The following is a 16,531-nucleotide window of genomic DNA, read 5'->3' on the forward strand; positions in this document are numbered from 1 at the left end:
AACCTAAAAACAAGAGAGGAATGTTCATCATGATGCGACTTACCAAGCTTACGACCGGGCTGCTGGCCGGGGCGCTTTTCGCCTTTCCGGCGCTTGCGGTCGATTTGCGCATCGGCCTGCAGGACGATGCCGACGTTCTCGATCCGGCCCAGTCCCGCACCTTCGTCGGACGTATCGTCTATACGGCGTTGTGCGACAAGCTGGTCGACGTTTCGCCCGACCTGAAGATCGTTCCGCAACTCGCCACCGAGTGGAAATGGTCTGCCGACGGCAAGGAATTGACGATGAAGATCAGGGAGGGCGTCAAGTTCCACGACGACACTCCGCTCGATGCCGCCGCCGTGGTTGCCACGATCGAACGCAACATGACCCTGCCGGAATCGCGCCGCAAGAGCGAGTTGACCTCCGTCGCCAAGGTCGAAGCGACAGGCCCCCTCGAAGTCAAGTTCACCCTGAAGTCTCCGGACGTGACGCTGCTCGCCCAGCTCTCCGACCGCGCCGGCATGATCGTTTCGCCGACTGCCGCCAAGGCGCTCGGCGCCAATTTCGGCTCCAAGCCGGTCTGCGCCGGCCCGTTCAAGTTTGTCGAGCGCGTCCAGCAGGACCGCATCGTGCTCGAAAAATTCAAGGATTACTGGAACAAGGACAAGATCTTCGTTGACAAGGTCACCTACCTGCCGATCCCGGATACGACCGTGCGCCTCGCCAACTTGCAGTCGGGCGACCTCGACTTCATCGAGCGCCTGGCTCCGACCGATGTTGCTGCCGTCAAGGGCAATTCGGGCCTGAAATACGATGCGACCGTCAATATCGGCTACATGGCGCTTTACGCCAATATCGCCAACGGTGCGCGTGCCGACAATCCGTTCGGCAAGGACAAGCGCCTGCGCCAGGCCTTCTCGCTGGCGATCGACCGCAATGCGATGAACCAGATCGTTTATGAAGGCACGGCCGTCGGCGGCAACCAGCCGTTCCCGCCGAACAGCCCGTGGTTCAACAAGGCGATCCCGGTTCCGGCCCGCGACGTCGCCAAGGCCAAGGCTCTGATCAAGGCCGCCGGCTTCGACCGCGTTCCTGTCGAGCTGCAGATCCCGAACAACCCGGTCGCCCAGCAGATGATGCAGATCCTGCAGTCGATGGTCGCCGAAGCCGGTTTCGACGTCAGCCTGAAATCGACCGAATTCGCGACCCTGCTCGAAGAGCAGACCCGCGGCAACTTCCAGCTCAGCCGCTCTGACTGGTCCGGCCGCGTCGATCCTGACGGCAATATCCACCAGTTCATCACCTGCAAGGGTGGCATCAACGACGTGAAATACTGCAACCCGGAGGTCGACAAGCTGCTCAACGATGCACGCGCCTCGACCGACGATGCGGTGCGCAAGCAGAAATACGATGCAGCTTCCGTGATCCTCAACGAAGACATGCCGGTCATCTATCTCGGCCATCAGTCGTGGATCTGGGCTTACAAGAAGAACATTACCGGTTTCGTGGCCAGTCCGGACGGCATGATCCGCCTGCAAGGCGTCAAGAAGGGCTAAGCCTCCCGTGCCGCATGGGAGTGGACCCATGCGGCACTTTTCCGCATCGCCTTGTAACAATGTTGCTCAACGGGGGACGGCGTCATGCCTGTCTACATCGGAAAGCGTCTGCTGGTCGCCATCCCGACCTTGCTGATCATCTCCATTTTTGTGTTTTCACTGCAGAAACTCTTGCCCGGCGATCCCATTCTGGCCATGGCCGGCGAGGAGCGTGACCCTGCCGTCATCGAATTCCTGCGCGACAAATACCGGCTGAACGATCCGGTCGTGGTTCAATATTTCTACTGGCTCGGCGGCGTGCTGACAGGCGACTTCGGCATTTCGCTGCGCACCAACCAGCCTGTCCTGGAACTGATCCTCCAGAAGCTGCCGGTGACTATTCAGCTTGCCGTGATGGCGATGTTCTTCGCCATGGTGATCGGCATTCCGATCGGCATTCTGGCGGCGGTCAAGAAGAACACGTTCATCGATTATATTGCCAACGTGCTGGCGCTGACCGGCCTGTCGATCCCGAATTTCTGGCTCGGTATCATGCTCATCCTGTTGATCTCGGTGCAGCTCGGCTGGCTGCCTGCCTCGGGCTTCGAGTCGATCTTCGTCGATCCCGTCCGGTCCCTGCAGACCATGGTCATGCCGGCCTTCGTGCTCGGCAATGCGCTCGCCGCGACCCTGATGCGCCATACCCGCTCGGCGATGATCGGCGTGCTCAGCGCCGACTATATCCGCACCGCCCGCGCCAAGGGGCTTTCTCCGCGGGAGGTCATTCTGAGCCACAGTTTCCGCAATGCGCTTCTGCCGGTCGTGACTCTGTCGGCGCTGCTGTTCGGCGAACTGCTGGCCGGCGCGGTCCTGACCGAACAGATCTTCACCATACCGGGCTTCGGCAAGCTCATCGTCGATGCCGTCTTCAACCGCGACTATGCGGTCGTGCAGGGCGTCGTGCTGTGCACGGCAGTCGGTTTCATCCTGATGAACCTGATTGCCGACGTCCTTTATGTCCTGCTCAATCCGCGTCTGAGGGCCACCCTATGACCACGATCGACCAAGCACCGCCCGTGGCGGTCGCCAAGCGCGACAAGAGCCGCGCCTGGCGCAAGATGAAGAAGAACCGGAGCGCGCTCGTCGGCGCCGTCGTCGTGCTGTTCTTCACGATCCTGGCAGCCGCCGCGCCGATTCTGCCGATCATCGATCCCGTCGCCACGAGCTGGACGGCGATCCGCAAGGCGCCCTCGGCCATGTACTGGCTCGGCACTGACGATCTCGGTCGCGACATCCTGTCCCGCATGATCTGGGGCGCCCGGGCATCCCTGATGGCCGGGGTGTTTTCAGTCGCCATCGCGGTCGGCATCGGCGTGCCCTTCGGGCTGATCTCGGGTTATTTCGGCGGCTGGGTGGATATGGTGATCTCGAGGATCACAGAGGCTCTGCTCGCCATGCCCTTCCTGATCATGGCGATCGCGCTCGCGGCATTTTTGGGCCCGAGCCTGATGAATGCGATGATCGCCATCGGCCTGTCCGCCATGCCGATCTTCGTGCGGCTGACCCGTGGTCAGGTCCTGGCGGTCAAGACGGAGGACTATGTCGAAGGCGCACGCGCCGTTGGCCTGAACCACTTCGAAATCATGACCCGCTACATCCTGCCCAACGTTTTCGCACCCATCATCGTCCAGGCGACGCTGACGATCGCAACCGCGATCATCGCCGAGGCGAGCCTTTCCTTCCTCGGCCTCGGCCAGCAGCCGCCAGCCCCCTCCTGGGGCTCGATGTTGAACGTCGCCAAGAACTTTTTGAGCCAGGCTCCCTGGATGGCGATGTGGCCGGGTGCGGCGATCTTCCTCGTCGTCATTGGCTTCAATCTCCTCGGCGATGGCCTGCGCGATGCGCTCGACCCGCGCGAAGCATGATCTGAAAGGATTTATACCCATGACTGAATTCACCACACGGCCGGAAATCCTCGGCACGTTCGGCGTCGTCACCTCGACCCACTGGATCGCCTCGTCCGTCGGCATGGCAATCCTCGAAAAGGGCGGCAATGCCTTCGATGCGGCTGTTGCAACGGGCTTCTTGCTGCAGATCGTCGAGCCGCATCTCTGCGGCCCGGGCGGCGACATGCCGGCCGTCTTCTACTCGAAGAAGAAGGACAAGGTCGAAGTCATCTGCGCCCAGGGACCTGCACCGGCTGGCGCGACGATCGAGCACTACACGTCGGAAGGCCTGAAGCTGATCCCCGGCGACGGGCTGCTCGCGACAGTCATCCCCGGCGCCTTCGACGGCTGGATGCTGATGCTGCGCGACTACGGCACGATGAGCGTCCGCGACGTGCTCGAGCCGGCGATCTACTACGCCGAACAGGGCCACCCGATGCTTGCCCGCGTTTCCGCCACCATCAAGGGGCTGGCGAGCTTCTTCGAGACGGAATGGCCGACCTCCTACGCGACCTGGCTGCCGGGCGGCGCAGCTCCCGAGGCGCAGAGCAACTTTAAAAACCCGGTGCTCGCCGAGACCTGGAAGCGCGTCATCGCCGAGGCCGAAGCCAAGACCGGCCGCGAAAACCAGATAGAAGCCGCCCGCGATGCCTTCTACCGCGGCTTCGTGGCGGAGGCGATCGACCGTTATGTCTCGACGGCTGAGGTGATGGATGCGAGCGGTGCCCGCCACAAGGGCGTGCTGACCGCCGACGACATGGCCAACTGGCAGGCGACCGTCGAGGCGCCGCAGACCTATGACTATCACGACTGGACCGTCGCCAAGACGCCGGCCTGGGGGCAGGGGCCGGTGCTCCTGCAATCGCTGGCGCTGCTGAAGGGCTTTGACCTCTCGGCGATGGATCCGGCCGGACCGGATTTCGTGCATGTCGTCGTCGAGGCCATGAAGCTCGCCTTCGCCGACCGCGAAGTCTATTACGGCGACCCGGATTTCGCGCAGATCCCGACCGAATACCTGCTGTCGGAAGGCTATAATGCCGAGCGCCGCAAGCTCATCGGCAGCCAGGCCTCGCTCGAATTACGGCCGGGCCGCGTCCCCGGTTACGACCACCAGTTCGATCTCACCATGGGAATGCTGGCCGAAGTCAGCGGCAAGGGCGCGGTCTACGAGCCGACCATGTCGCATCTCACCGAAAAGCGCGGCGACACGGTGCATATCGACGTCATCGACCGCTGGGGCAACATGGTCTCCACCACGCCCTCCGGCGGCTGGCTGCAGTCGTCGCCGATCGTGCCCGGCCTCGGTTTCGCGCTGAATTCCCGCGCCCAGATGTTCTGGCTGAAGCCCGGCCTGCCGACCTCGCTGGAACCGGGAAAACGCCCGCGCACGACGCTGACGCCGTCGCTGGCCCTGCATCAGGGTCGCCCGACGCTGGTGTTCGGTACGCCCGGCGGCGACCAGCAGGACCAGTGGCAGCTGCCCTTCTTCCTGCGTTACGTCCACCACAAGCCGAACCTGCAGGCGGCGATCGACATGCCGCTGTTCCACACCACCCATTTCCCGGGCTCCTTCTATCCACGCACCAGCCAGCCGGGGAACATCATGGTGGAAAGCAATATCGGTGCCGACGTGCTCGCCGAGCTGCGCAGCCGCGGCCACCAGATTACGGTTGCCGATCCCTGGAGCGTCGGCCGTTTGACCGCAGCACGCCGCGACGCGGACGGATTGCTGCGGGCTGCTGCAACACCGCGCCTGATGCAGGCCTATGCGGTCGGGAGATAAGCCATGACATGGTCGATCGTCGCACGCGATCCGCAAACGGGTCACTTCGGGATTTCGGTCGCCAGCCGCTTCTTCGCGGTCGGTGCCGCCGTGCCGCATATCAAGGGCAGGGTGGGGGCCGTCGCCACCCAGGCCTTCGTTAGCCCGCTCTACGGCACCGACGGACTGAAGCTCTTGGAAGAGGGCAGGTCGCCGGACGAGATCATCGAGACGCTGACTGCGCGCGATGATGGCCGGCGTCAGCGCCAGTTCCATCTGATCGACGCCAACGGCCGCAATGCCGCCTATACCGGCGAAATCTGCGTCGACTGGGCCGGCCATCTGGTCGACGACAACGTCTCCGTTGCAGGCAACATGCTGGCGGGTCCGCAGGTGATCGCCGAGACGCTGCGGGTCTACAAGGAAAAGACGGCAGAAGGCGCGCCGCTTGCCGAGCGACTGCTCGCTGCCATGGATGCCGGAGAGGCCGCCGGCGGCGACAAGCGCGGCAAGCAGTCCGCCGCGATGGTTCTCTATCGCGACCAGGATTACCCCTGGCTGCGTATCAATGCCGACGACCACACCGATCCGCTCGCCGAACTGCGCCGGCTCTATGCGGTGGCGCAGGAGCGTTTCCTGCATGTCGCCGAAACCATGCCGACCCGCGAAAACCCGCACGGCATGATCGACCGCCGCGTCATCGACCAGAAGATCGCCGAGCTGGAAGCCGCCCGTGAGGCGGAAGGCCGTGCGTCAGTCTCCTTTGCCACCCCCTGGAAGCCCCAATGACGGAAGCCCCGATGACCGAGACACCTGTCCTTTCCGTCAGGAACCTGACGACATCCTTCCTGGTCGACGGCGAATGGAAAAGCGTCGTCCGCGACGTCTCCTTCGATGTGCACCCGGGCGAGACGGTGGCGATCGTCGGCGAGAGCGGGTCCGGCAAGAGCGTCACCTCGCTCTCGATCATGCGTCTGCTGGCCGCCAATACCAGCCGCATCGAGGGCAGCATCCTGCTCTCCGGGCGGGATCTCCTGTCGATCTCCGAAAAGGAGATGCGGGGCGTGCGCGGCAACGACGCCTCGATGATTTTCCAGGAGCCGATGACCTCGCTCAACCCGATCTTCACGATCGGACGGCAGATCTCGGAAGTGCTGACGCGCCACAAGGGACTGACGAAGGCCCAAGCGCGCGCCGAAACCGTGCGGCTTCTCGAAAAGGTCCGCATCCCGAACGCCGGCGCCCGGTTCGACGACTACCCGCACCAGTTCTCGGGTGGCATGCGCCAGCGTGTGATGATCGCCATGGCCTTGGCGTCGAAACCGAGGCTGCTGATCGCCGACGAACCGACCACCGCGCTCGATGTCACCATTCAGGGACAGATCCTCGACCTCATCAAGATCCTGCAGGAAGAGGAGGGCATGTCGGTGCTCTTCATCACCCATGACATGGGCGTGGTCGCCGAGATCGCCGACCGTACCATCGTCATGTATCGCGGCGAGGCGGTCGAGAGCGGTCCGACCGAAGAAATCTTTCACCGCGGCAAACATCCCTATACCCGCGCGCTGCTGTCGGCCGTGCCGCGGCTCGGCTCGATGCAGGACCGCAAATGGCCGACCCGTTTCCCGGTCGTCGACATCAATACCGGCGAGACCGCCGAACCCAAGGAAGTCGCAGGCACCGTTGATACCCGCAAGACACCGGTTCTGGCGGTGAAGAACCTCGTAACCCGCTTCGCCGTCCGCTCCGGCCTGTTCGCGACGCAGACGGGTTCCGTCCATGCGGTCGAGAATGTTTCCTTCGACCTCTTCCAGGGCGAGACCTTGTCACTGGTCGGTGAATCCGGCTGCGGCAAGTCGACGACCGGCCGATCGATCATGCGGCTGATCGAGCCGACCAGCGGCGACGTGGCGCTCGACGGCTACGATGTCCTGCGCCTCGATCAGACGGGCCTGCGCGACATGCGCAAGACCATCCAGATGATCTTCCAGGACCCGTTCTCGTCGCTCAACCCGCGCATGACGGTCGGCGCTGCAATCTCCGAACCCTTCGTCAAGCACAAGCTCGGCAATGCGATGGAGGCGAAGGAAAAGACCGCCGACCTGCTCCGCAAGGTCGGCCTCTCGCCCGATATGGCGGGCCGTTATCCGCACGAATTTTCGGGCGGCCAGCGCCAGCGCATCGCGATTGCCCGTGCCCTGTCGCTCGATCCGAAGGTGATCGTCGCCGACGAAAGCGTCTCGGCGCTCGACGTCTCGATCAAGGCACAGGTCTGCAACCTGCTCCTCGACCTGCAGCAGAGCCTCAACCTCGCCTTCCTGTTCATCAGCCATGACATGGCGGTGGTTGAACGGGTCAGCCATCGGGTAGCGGTCATGTATCTTGGCGAGATCGTCGAGATCGGTCCCCGCGCCGCGGTCTTTGATAATCCGCAGCATCCCTATACCAAGAAGCTGATGGCAGCCGTTCCGGTGCCCGACCCGGCCCGCCGCGGTATCCGCCGAAGCATTTCCAACGACGAGCTGAAGAGCCCGGTTCGTCCGATGGGTTTCCAGCCGCCGGCGCGCCAGTATCGCGAGGTTTCCGCGGGCCACATGGTGCAGGTGGCTTGAATGGCCAAGAAGCAGGGCGGTTACCTGGCCGCCTTGCGGCTCGCGATCAGCGCCTTCAGCCGTTCTGTATCGTCGGCGGTCGCCGGATTGAAGATGACGAGGCCGAGGTCCGGCCGGCCGTCGACGGCAAAGGATGAGTATTCGAGCGCGAGGTCTCCTGCCGTTGCATGGCGGACGTGCTTGAGGCCTTCTCCGTAGTTCTGAACCGCGTAGTCCCGCCATATGGCCGCGAATTCCGGGCTCGATCGGCTGATTTCAGCGACCAGCGACTGGACCTTTTCGGTGTTTCCGGCCCGTGCCGCTTCCGACCGGAAAGCCGCGACGGCGGTGCGGGCATCTCTCTCCCAATGGATCATATGCGCGCGGGCAGGCGATTTGCCGAAGAGAAGTTTGAGGATGTTGCGTTGTTCGGGCGCAAGCTTGGCATAGTCGGTCAGCGTGATCGCAGCGGCATCGTTCCAGGCGACGATGTCCCACAGGGCGGTCCTCACAAGGGCCGGGCTGAACTCCAGCGAATCCAGCACCCGTTGCAGCTGCGGCGTGATCGGTTCGGAATGCTCGTATCGGACCTCGGGCGGCCGGTGCTGCGCCAGCAGAAAAAGGTGCTCCCGCTCGGCGTCGTTCAGCGAAAGCGCCTTGGCGAGCCGGTCCAGCACATCCGCGGATGGCGCGCCGCCGCGGCCCTGTTCGAGCCAAGTGTACCAGGTGGCGCTGACATTGGCGCGCTGTGCCACCTCCTCGCGCCGGAGGCCGGGCGTGCGCCGGCGTGTCGAAGGAATGCCGAAGGCGACCGGGCTGAGTTTCGCGCGGCGGTCCTTCAGATAGTTTCCGAGAAGGTTTTCGTCCTCAATTGTCGGCATGCTCAGCCTGTTAGTGCTTATACCAGTAAGTCGTCACGGCTTTTTCGCCATCCGGAAAACCCTATCACAGCCTCGTCAGACAACTGAAGAGGACTATCATGCGTGTTTTTGTAACCGGCGCGACCGGGTTTGTCGGCTCGGCCGTCGTCAAGGAACTGATCGAGGCAGGCCATCAGGTCCTGGGCCTTGCCCGTTCGGATGCCTCCGCCGCGGCGCTGACGGTCGCCGGCGCCGATATCCACCGGGGCACCCTGGAGGATCTGGACAGTCTGAAAAGCGGAGCCGCTGCCTCGGACGCCGTCATCCATACGGGCTTCATCCACGATTTTTCGAAATTCAAGGAAAATTGCGAGATCGACCGGCGCGCCATCGAAGCGCTCGGCGATGCGCTTGCCGGCACCGACCGTTCCCTGATCGTCACTTCCGCTACCGGCCTTCTGTCGCCGGGCCAGTTGGCGACCGAAGAGACGCCGCCCGCCTATGGCTCCTCCGTTCCTCGGGTCTCGGAAAAGACGGCATTTTCGGTGACGTCGGGTCCGCGCGTATCGGTCATCCGGCTCCCGCCTTCGGTACATGGCGATGGCGATCATGGCTTCGTTCCGATCCTCATCAATATGGCCCGCCAGAAGGGCTCCTCGGCCTATGTCGGCGAGGGGCTGAACCAGTGGCCAGCGGTGCATCGGTTCGATGCCGCCCGCCTCTACAGGCTCGTGCTGGAAAAGGGCGTTGCTGGTGGCCGGTATCACGCCGTTGCCGAAGAGGGCATTCCGTTCCGCGACATTGCCGGCGTGATAGGAAAACGTCTGAACCTGCCTGTCATTGCTAAATCCCATCACGAGGCAGCCGAACATTTCGGCTGGTTTGCGCATTTTGCGCAAATCAACAACCGGGCTTCGAGCGCCTGGACCCGGGAACAGCTCGGCTGGGAACCCACACAACCGGGACTGATCGCCGATCTCGATCGGGAAACCTATTTCGCTGCCTGAGGCTGCAAAAACTCAGATCAGCCTGAGGCCCTTCAGGCTGACATGCCCATCCTTGCCGATGATGATGTGGTCGTGCACCGTGATACCGAGAGGCTTCGCGGTGTCGACGATCGTCTTCGTCATGTCGATATCGGCGCGGGAAGGGGTGGGGTCGCCACTCGGGTGATTGTGGACTAAAATAAGAGCGGTCGCCGAGAGCTCCAGCGCCCGGCGCACCACTTCGCGCGGATAGACCGGCGTATGGTCGACGGTACCATGGCCCTGCACCTCGTCGGCGATCAGCGCATTCCGCTTGTCGAGGAAGAGGATGCGGAACTGTTCGCGCGGTTCGTAGGCCATTATCGCATGGCAGTAATCGATGACCGAAGACCAGGAGGATAGGACCTGCTTGCCGCGCAGCTCGCTTTTCAGCATCCGATGACCGACGGTCGCGACGAGCTTCAGGTCGAGCGCCACCGCCTCGCCGACGCCCTTGACCTCCTGTAGCAATCCGAGCGGTGCGCCCAGAACGCCGGCAAGCGTTCCGAACCGGGCGATCAAAGTCTTGGCAAGCGGTTTGGTATCGCGGCGCGGTATCGATCGGAAAAGCAGCAGTTCAAGGATCTCGTAGTCGGCGAGCCCGGTGTCGCCATGTTCGCGATACTTGGTTTTGAGGCGCTCGCGGTGACCGTGGTAATGCGCGCCCGGCTCTTCGTCGTCCATCGACGCCGGTTTCTTGATGGCTTTCGGCTTGGTCAGCTGTTCGGCGAAAAAGCCGCGCTCGTCCTCGATGAAGGACGTCTGTTCGTCCGGCGGAGGAGCGGAGCGGCTGGCCATCCGTTACCTCGAAAGCGGCGGCAGGCCGGGTCGGTCGAAACCTCCGGGCGACAAGGTGAAGATCTCGCAGCCGGTGGCGGTGACGCCGATCGCATGTTCGTATTGCGCTGACAGCGACCGGTCGCGGGTCACTGCCGTCCAGCCGTCGGACAGCACCTTCACATGCGGCTTGCCGAGATTGATCATCGGCTCGATGGTAAAGATCATCCCTTCCTTCATCTCCGGACCCTCGTCGGCACGGCCGTAATGGAGGATGTTCGGCGAGTCGTGGAAAAGCCGGCCGACACCATGGCCGCAGAAATCGCGCACCACCGAGCAGCGTTCCGCTTCCGCATAGGTCTGGATTGCCTCGCCGATCGCGCCGGTGCGGGCGCCCGGACGCACCGCCTCGATGCCGCGCATCAGGCATTCGTAGGTGACTTCGAGCAGGCGCTCGGAAGCGCGCTTGATTTGGCCGACCGGATACATGCGGCTCGAATCCCCGTGCCAGCCGTCGAGGATATAGGTGACGTCGATATTGACGATATCACCTTCCCGCAAAGGCTTGTCGTCCGGAATGCCGTGGCAGACGACGTGATTGATCGAGGTGCAGGAGGATTTGGTGTAGCCGCGATAGTTCAGCGTCGCCGGCAGCGCGCCGTGGTCCATGCCGAACTCGAAGACGAAGCGGTCTATCGCGTTGGTGGTGACGCCGGGCTGCACGATCGTCGCAAGCTCGTCGAGGCAGCGCGCGGTCAGCAGGCAGGCCTTGCGCATGCCGGCAAAGTCCTCCGCACTATAGAGGCGGATCGCGCCCGTATTCTTCAGGGGGGCGGAAACCGCCTCGATATAGTTGACCATGGTTCTTCTCTCGCAATCTCCTCGTTCATAAAGCAGCTAGGCCCGGTTCGTCCATGGCGATCGGAGATTTCAGCGCTTTTCTTGCCGGCAATCCCAGCGGGATGATCTGAAACGAGCCTTTTAAAGTGCTTCTCATAGGTCTATATAAGGTGCGAATTGGAGCATTAGAGCCGCCATGGTCAGCATCGTCCTCGCCGAAGTCACCGCCAGCGTTTCCGAGCTGAAGCGCAACCCTATGGGTACCGTCGCAGCAGGAGACGGAGCTCCAGTCGCCATCCTCAATCGCAACGAGCCCGCCTTCTACTGCGTGCCTGCAAAGGCTTACGAAGCGATGATGGACCGGTTGGAAGACCTTGAGCTCAATGCACTAGCCGACAGCCGCGCAGGCGAGACTGTCATCAAGGTAACGCTGGATGAGCTATGAGCTCGCGTTTCTGGATGTTGCGCTGAAGGAATGGCGCAAGCTCGACTCGAATATCCGTGAGCAGTTCAAGAGGAAATTGACCGAGCGTCTCGAAAATCCGCGCGTCGCTGCCGCCCAGCTTTATGGATCCAAGAACCGTTACAAGATTAAGCTGCGCGTCATTGGCTATCGCCTCGTCTATGAGGTTCGAGATACGCAACTGGTCGTCCTGGTGATCGCCGTCGGCCGGCGAGATCGAGACGCGGTCTATAAGGCGGCCGAAAAGCGATAGCCGAGATCCTCGACCGGGATCAGTCCCGCAGGCGTTATTTCCTCCGGCGAAACGCGGCAATGCACTGCATAGGCCTCGACGCCACGGGATTTGGCGCGCTCGAAGGCGAGCGCATAGAATGGGTCTAGATCTCCGCAGATGCGGAAGCGCGAGCAGTCGTACCGCTGGATGAGGTAGATCATTACCGCCCGGTGACCGGCCTCCGCCATGTCGCCCAGCTCTTCCAGATGTTTGGCGCCGCGCTTGGTGACGGTATCGGGAAATTCCGCCAATCCCGGTTCGCGGCAGAAATGAACGTTCTTGACCTCCACATACGCATTCGGAAGGCCGGCGCTGATCAGCAAAAAGTCGATGCGCGAATTGCGGCCGTAGCGCTGTTCGCGCAGGATCGTCTGATAGCCGGCAAGGCTCGGGATCAGCCCGGTACGGATCGCCTCTTCCGTCAGCCGGTTCGGCAGGCCGGTATTGATGCCGACGCGCTCTCCGTCGACCTCGACCATCTCGAACATGTGCCGGTATTTGCGGGTGGGGCTGTCATGCAGCGACACCCAGATCTTCGAGCCGGGCGTCGTCAGCCCTCGCATCGAACCGGTATTGGGGCAGGAGCCGGTAAACGGCGTGCCGTCCTCCAGCACGGCGTCGAACAGGAAACGCTTGTAGCGTTGCAGGAGGGTCGCCGGGACCAGTGGGGGATCGAAGCGCATCTGCGAAAATGATCAGATGCGTTCCAGCACATAGGTGCCGGGCGCATCGGCAATCGCATTCAGCGCCTTGCCGCCGGGCTTGCGGGCCGGCACGCGCTCGTCGTCCTTCGCTTCGGCCCAGGTATGCCAGTGCGGCCACCAGGATCCCTTGGTTTCTTCGGCGCCGGTCAGCCAGTCTTCATACTGGCCCTCGGCCTTGCCGCCGGTCCAGTACTGGTATTTCTGCTTGTCGGGCGGGTTGACGACGCCGGCAATGTGGCCCGAACCGGTCAGCACGAAATCCACTGGCCCGCCGAACAGCGAGGAGCCGAGAAAGACCGATTTCGGCGGCGCGATATGGTCCTCCCGGGTGGCGAGATTGTAGACCGGGATCTTGATGTCCTTCAGCGAGATCGTCTTGCCGGCGAGTTTCATCTCGCCCTTGCTGAGGGTGTTGTTGAGGTAGCAGTTGCGCAGGTAATAGGCGTGGTTTGCCGCCCCCATGCGCGTGCTGTCGGAATTCCAGTAGAGCAGGTCGAAGGGCATCGGTTCCTTACCCTTCAGGTAGTTGCTGACGACATAGGGCCAGATGAGCTCGGAGGCGCGCAGCATGTTGAAGGCGGTCGCCATCTTCGAGCCGTCGAGATAGCCGACCGCGTTCATCTGTTTTTCCATCGAGGCGATCTGCTCCTCGTCGACGAAGACCTTGAGATCCCCCGCATGGGTGAAATCCACCTGGGTGGTGAGGAAGGTCGCCGATGCGATGCGGCTGTTCTTCTTCTGGGCGTGATAGGCAAGCGTCGCGGCAAGCAGCGTTCCGCCGACGCAGTAACCGATCGCGTTCACCTGTTTTTCGCCGGTAGCCTTCTCGACCGTGGTCAGCGCGAAGTCGATCCCCTCGCGCATGTAGGATTCCCAGTCTTTCTTCGCGTGGCGTTCATCCGGATTGACCCAGGAGATCACGAATACCGTGTGGCCCTGGTCGACGCACCACTTGATGAAGCTCTTCTGGGGGTTGAGGTCGAGGATGTAGAACTTGTTGATCCACGGCGGGCAGATGAGGAGAGGGCGCTTCAGCACCGTTTCCGTCGAGGGCTCGTACTGGATGACTTCGCAAACCTCGCTCTGGGCGATCACCTTGCCCGGCGTCAGCGCCATGTTGCGGCCGATCGCGAACTTGGTCGCATCGGTATGGCGCAGCCTGAGGTCACCACCTCCGGCCGCGATGTCCTCCGCGAACATCTTCATGCCGGCCACCAGGTTGGCACCGTTGCTGGCGACCGTCTCGCGATACACCTCCGGATTGGTGAGAGCGAAATTGGCCGGCGAAAGGGCGGCGGTGATCTGCTTCACGTAGAAGCTGGCCTTGTGGCGCGTGTGCTCGTCGAGCCCGTCGGCTTCGGTGACCAGCTTGTCAGCCCAGGAGGCGGTGACGAGATAGAGCTGCCGGAGGAGGGCGAAGAACGGGTTCTTCATCCAGTCATCGTCGGCGAAACGCTTGTCCTTCGGCAGGGTATCGGCTTCAGGCGCGACCGGCTGCCCCGAAAACTGATTGAGCGTGCGCGTCCAGATGCCGATATAGCTGGAGAAGAGCAGGGTCTGTGCCTCGAGCGTCCGCTTCGGATCCGAGATCCAGTATTCGGTGACCTTGGAAAGGGTCTTCACGAGGTCGGTCACCGGGTCTGCGACCGAATCGGTGACCTGTCCCCCTTCGCGTGGTCGGAGCCATTCCGACGCCGCTTTGCCGAGGTTTTCGAGCGCCCGGGCGAAGTTCATGGCGAGTGCCTGCGGGTCCTTGACCACGTAGGCCTCGACCGATTTGGGGTCGAATCCCGGAAATTCCTGTCCGGTCTGCCCTTTGTCGTCGGTCTTTTCCGCCACGTGCTGCCTCCCCACAGTTTGTTAGTTGTTTTCGTTTGTACATTGTGCCTGAAAGCGAATACAAGTGCCAGCGATCGGCGCCTTCAGGTGCATTTGGCCGATGACGGAAACTGGGTTACGGAAATGGAAAAACTGAGGCATCGGATCGGCAGCTTACCGCTTTTCATCGCTCTTGGCGCGCTCTCTCTGCTGGCCGGCTGCAACAGCAACACCTTTGCTCTGGATGACGGTATTCCGAACACCGCACCGCCGGCCGTGGTCGTCCAGACCAAGACCGCGCCGCCGCCAGGCCCTGTCACCAGGCAGAACACCGGCGTCTATCCGAGCTTCGATCCGACGTTGCGTGCTGCGGCCGAGCAGATCGAGGACGAGGATTACAACAAGTCCGAGCCGCGCCTTGCGTCGCTCGCCCGCCTGCGCAGGTCGGGCTCGATCTCGGAAGCCGAATATCAGCGCCGGGTCGCCGAATACCGCAAGCTCGCCGCCGAGCATGGCAAGGACGCATTGGCCAATATCGCCAGGTAGTCCAGGCAAACCAACTCATCCGGGCAACTCGGTATCGGCAAATAGCACTTGCCTTTCGGCGCTTTTGGTCGCAAAGCAAAAAATCGCCAATCATGCGACACCGGCGCGTCGCGTCTGACGCTGCGCGCCTTCCACGGGGAGAAAGATGGAAGAGTTTCATAAAGTCCGACGCCTGCCGCCATACGTCTTCGAACAGGTCAACCGTTTGAAGGCAAGCGCGCGAGCGGGTGGCGCGGACATTATCGATCTCGGCATGGGCAATCCCGACCTTCCGACCCCGAAGGCGATCGTCGATAAGCTGTGCGAAGTGGTCCAGGACCCGCGCACCCATCGTTATTCGTCCTCCAAGGGCATTCCCGGCCTTCGCCGCGCCCAGGCCGCCTATTACGCCCGCCGTTTCGGCGTGAAGCTCAACCCGGATACCCAGGTCGTCGCGACGCTCGGCTCCAAGGAAGGCTTCGCCAACATGGCGCAGGCGATCACTGCGCCCGGCGACGTTATCCTCTGCCCCAACCCGACCTATCCGATCCATGCCTTCGGCTTCCTGATGGCCGGCGGCGTGATCCGTTCCATGTCGGTCGAGCCGGACGACAGCTTTTTTCCGCCGCTCGAACGGGCGGTGAAGCATTCGATCCCAAAACCCTTGGCGCTGATCCTCAACTACCCGTCCAACCCGACGGCGCATGTCGCCTCGCTGGATTTTTACAAGGAAGTGGTGAGCTTCGCCAAGAAGCACGACATCATCGTACTGTCGGACCTTGCCTATTCGGAAATCTACTTCGAAGGCGAACCGCCACCGTCCGTGTTGCAGGTGCCCGGCGCGATGGATATCGCCGTCGAGTTTACCTCGATGTCGAAGACCTTCTCCATGCCCGGCTGGCGCATCGGCTTTGCGGTCGGCAACGAGCGGCTGATCTCGGCGCTGACCCGCGTCAAGTCGTATCTCGACTACGGCGCCTTCACGCCGATCCAGGTCGCGGCGACCCATGCCCTCAACGGCGACGGTGCCGACATCGCGGAAGTCCGCAACGTCTACAAGCGCCGCCGCGACGTGATGGTCGACTCCTTTGGCAAGGCCGGTTTCGAAGTGCCGCCGCCGGCAGCCACCATGTTCGCCTGGGCGAAGATCCCGGAAAAGTTCCGCCACCTCGGCAGCCTCGAATTCTCGAAGCTCCTCGTCGAGAAGGCGGACGTCGCGGTTGCGCCGGGCATCGGTTTCGGCGAGATGGGCGATGACTATGTTCGTCTGGCACTCGTCGAGAACGAACACCGCATCCGTCAGGCGGCCCGCAACATCAAGAAGTTCCTGTCGACGGCCGACGAGACGATGCACAACGTCATCTCGCTCAACACGCGCCGCTGATCGGACCAGCATTTCCGGCGGCCCGCTTGGGCCGCCACCTCCCAG

The 16,531-nt window shown here is 62.5% G+C and carries 16 protein-coding genes; 11 read left to right on the top strand and 5 right to left on the bottom strand.

What is annotated here, in order from left to right:
- Positions 1-32 precede the first annotated feature (32 nt).
- The 6 genes from LZK81_RS09490 (at position 33) to LZK81_RS09515 (ending at position 7,837) form a co-directional block, all read left to right on the top strand.
- Positions 33-1,538, top strand: a complete 1,506-nt coding sequence (locus tag LZK81_RS09490; RefSeq protein WP_233956516.1) for an ABC transporter substrate-binding protein — start codon at positions 33-35, stop codon at positions 1,536-1,538.
- 84 nt (positions 1,539-1,622) lie between these two features.
- Positions 1,623-2,570, top strand: coding sequence for an ABC transporter permease (locus tag LZK81_RS09495; RefSeq protein ID WP_046606240.1), 948 nt, complete (start codon positions 1,623-1,625; stop codon positions 2,568-2,570).
- On the top strand, positions 2,567-3,442 hold the full coding sequence (locus LZK81_RS09500; RefSeq protein ID WP_233955999.1) for an ABC transporter permease: 876 nt from the start codon (positions 2,567-2,569) through the stop codon (positions 3,440-3,442). Before LZK81_RS09495 ends, LZK81_RS09500 begins: the two co-directional genes overlap by 4 nt.
- A gap of 19 nt (positions 3,443-3,461) precedes the next feature.
- Positions 3,462-5,246 (top strand): gamma-glutamyltransferase family protein, encoded by a 1,785-nt coding sequence (locus tag LZK81_RS09505; RefSeq protein WP_233956001.1) that lies wholly within the window; start codon positions 3,462-3,464, stop codon positions 5,244-5,246.
- Positions 5,247-5,249: 3 nt separating this feature from the next.
- Positions 5,250-6,014, top strand: a complete 765-nt coding sequence (locus LZK81_RS09510) for a DUF1028 domain-containing protein (protein WP_233956003.1) — start codon at positions 5,250-5,252, stop codon at positions 6,012-6,014.
- Positions 6,015-6,025: 11 nt separating this feature from the next.
- Positions 6,026-7,837, top strand: a complete 1,812-nt coding sequence (locus LZK81_RS09515; protein WP_233956005.1) for an ABC transporter ATP-binding protein — start codon at positions 6,026-6,028, stop codon at positions 7,835-7,837.
- A 20-nt stretch (positions 7,838-7,857) separates the two neighbouring features.
- On the opposite strand, the gene LZK81_RS09520 is transcribed toward LZK81_RS09515, so the two are convergent.
- Complete coding sequence (locus LZK81_RS09520) at positions 7,858-8,697, bottom strand: helix-turn-helix transcriptional regulator (protein ID WP_233956006.1); 840 nt, start codon at positions 8,695-8,697, stop codon at positions 7,858-7,860.
- Positions 8,698-8,795: 98 nt separating this feature from the next.
- On the opposite strand from LZK81_RS09520, the gene LZK81_RS09525 reads away from it, so the two are divergent.
- Positions 8,796-9,683 carry an SDR family oxidoreductase gene (locus LZK81_RS09525; protein WP_233956007.1) on the top strand — a complete coding sequence of 296 codons (888 nt, stop codon included), beginning with the start codon at positions 8,796-8,798 and terminating at the stop codon, positions 9,681-9,683.
- A 12-nt stretch (positions 9,684-9,695) separates the two neighbouring features.
- Here the strand turns inward: LZK81_RS09525 and radC are convergent, their stop codons facing one another.
- Entirely contained in the window at positions 9,696-10,499 is an 804-nt protein-coding gene (gene radC / locus LZK81_RS09530; protein WP_046606247.1) for a RadC family protein, read from the bottom strand.
- A gap of 3 nt (positions 10,500-10,502) precedes the next feature.
- Positions 10,503-11,339, bottom strand: coding sequence for a type I methionyl aminopeptidase (map, locus tag LZK81_RS09535; protein WP_046606248.1), 837 nt, complete (start codon positions 11,337-11,339; stop codon positions 10,503-10,505).
- A 175-nt stretch (positions 11,340-11,514) separates the two neighbouring features.
- On the opposite strand from map, the gene LZK81_RS09540 reads away from it, so the two are divergent.
- Positions 11,515-11,763: a type II toxin-antitoxin system Phd/YefM family antitoxin gene (locus LZK81_RS09540; protein WP_038542472.1), complete on the top strand. Its 249-nt coding sequence runs from the start codon at positions 11,515-11,517 to the stop codon at positions 11,761-11,763.
- Positions 11,753-12,034 (top strand): type II toxin-antitoxin system RelE family toxin, encoded by a 282-nt coding sequence (locus tag LZK81_RS09545; protein ID WP_046606249.1) that lies wholly within the window; start codon positions 11,753-11,755, stop codon positions 12,032-12,034. The genes LZK81_RS09540 and LZK81_RS09545 overlap by 11 nt, the downstream gene beginning before the upstream one ends.
- On the opposite strand, the gene sfsA is transcribed toward LZK81_RS09545, so the two are convergent.
- A complete protein-coding gene (gene sfsA, locus LZK81_RS09550; protein WP_233956008.1) occupies positions 12,010-12,738 on the bottom strand; it encodes a DNA/RNA nuclease SfsA in 729 nt (242 codons plus the stop codon). The two genes, LZK81_RS09545 and sfsA, sit on opposite strands and share 25 nt — an antisense overlap.
- Before the next feature lie 12 nt (positions 12,739-12,750).
- Complete coding sequence (locus LZK81_RS09555; RefSeq protein ID WP_233956009.1) at positions 12,751-14,598, bottom strand: PHA/PHB synthase family protein; 1,848 nt, start codon at positions 14,596-14,598, stop codon at positions 12,751-12,753.
- A 123-nt stretch (positions 14,599-14,721) separates the two neighbouring features.
- On the opposite strand from LZK81_RS09555, the gene LZK81_RS09560 reads away from it, so the two are divergent.
- Both LZK81_RS09560 and LZK81_RS09565 read left to right on the top strand, forming a co-directional pair.
- Complete coding sequence (locus LZK81_RS09560; RefSeq protein WP_233956011.1) at positions 14,722-15,123, top strand: hypothetical protein; 402 nt, start codon at positions 14,722-14,724, stop codon at positions 15,121-15,123.
- A 145-nt stretch (positions 15,124-15,268) separates the two neighbouring features.
- The gene (locus tag LZK81_RS09565) at positions 15,269-16,486 is read left to right on the top strand and encodes an LL-diaminopimelate aminotransferase (RefSeq protein ID WP_046606252.1); all 1,218 of its coding nucleotides are present in this window, start codon (positions 15,269-15,271) and stop codon (positions 16,484-16,486) included.
- Positions 16,487-16,531 lie beyond the last annotated feature (45 nt).

The organism is Neorhizobium galegae, from assembly GCF_021391675.1.
Classification (GTDB): Bacteria; Pseudomonadota; Alphaproteobacteria; order Rhizobiales; family Rhizobiaceae; genus Neorhizobium; species Neorhizobium galegae_B.